The sequence below is a fragment of the Collinsella sp. AF11-11 genome, from assembly GCF_003465485.1.
Lineage (GTDB): Bacteria > Actinomycetota > Coriobacteriia > Coriobacteriales > Coriobacteriaceae > Collinsella.
In genome coordinates, this window is the sequence record NZ_QSAS01000047.1 from 1 (window position 1) to 667 (window position 667).

General features: G+C 73.0%; 1 protein-coding gene. It reads right to left on the reverse strand.

The window, feature by feature from the left end:
- Positions 1-34: 34 nt before the first annotated feature.
- Positions 35-667 (reverse strand): transposase (locus tag DWV58_RS09780; protein WP_147345877.1); only part of this gene is annotated, 633 nt, incomplete at its 5' end.

Consider the following 667-nt stretch of genomic DNA (forward strand, 5'->3'; position numbering starts at 1 on the left):
TTGGGTGTTCCTATAGTTTTGTCAACCTTCGACGCTACTCCCGGTAGGGCACCCGGTCGCGCATCACGGCGTATATCGCCCTGAGCCGCTTCCTCGCGACGGCCTTGAGCGCCCGCCCGTGCCCCATGCCCCGCGCCCTGCAGGCCCGGTAGTACTCGCCGTAGCGCCCCGACGACCTCACCAGGCTGTTGCACGAGAAGATCAGAAGAGACTTGAGCCTCGCGTCGCCCCGCCTGGACGCCCTGACCGACCTCACCGACGTGCCGGAGCTCCTCACCCTCGGGGCTATGCCGCAGTACGAGGCCAGGTGGTCGTGGTCCGGGAACCTCGCGATGTCGACCGATACCGCGAGCTGCGCCGCCGTCCTCGGCCCGATGCCGGGCACGGTGAGCAGGCACGCGTAGGTCTCGTCGCCCTCGAGCAGCCCCGCCGTCTCGGCCTCGAGGGCCCCGGCCTCGTCGAGGGCCTCCGATATCCGGGCGGCAAGGAACCTGACCTGCCTGTTCTCGGCCTCGACGAGCGCCGGCGGCGGCGCGGTCGAGGCGGCCGCGGCCTCCCCGGCGGCCTCGGCCCGCGGGCCCCCGGCCCCCGAGCGGGCGATCCCCCACGCCCCGCCGAACCCGGCGAGCAGCTCCAGCCACCGGCGGTCCGACAGGTCGACCGCGGC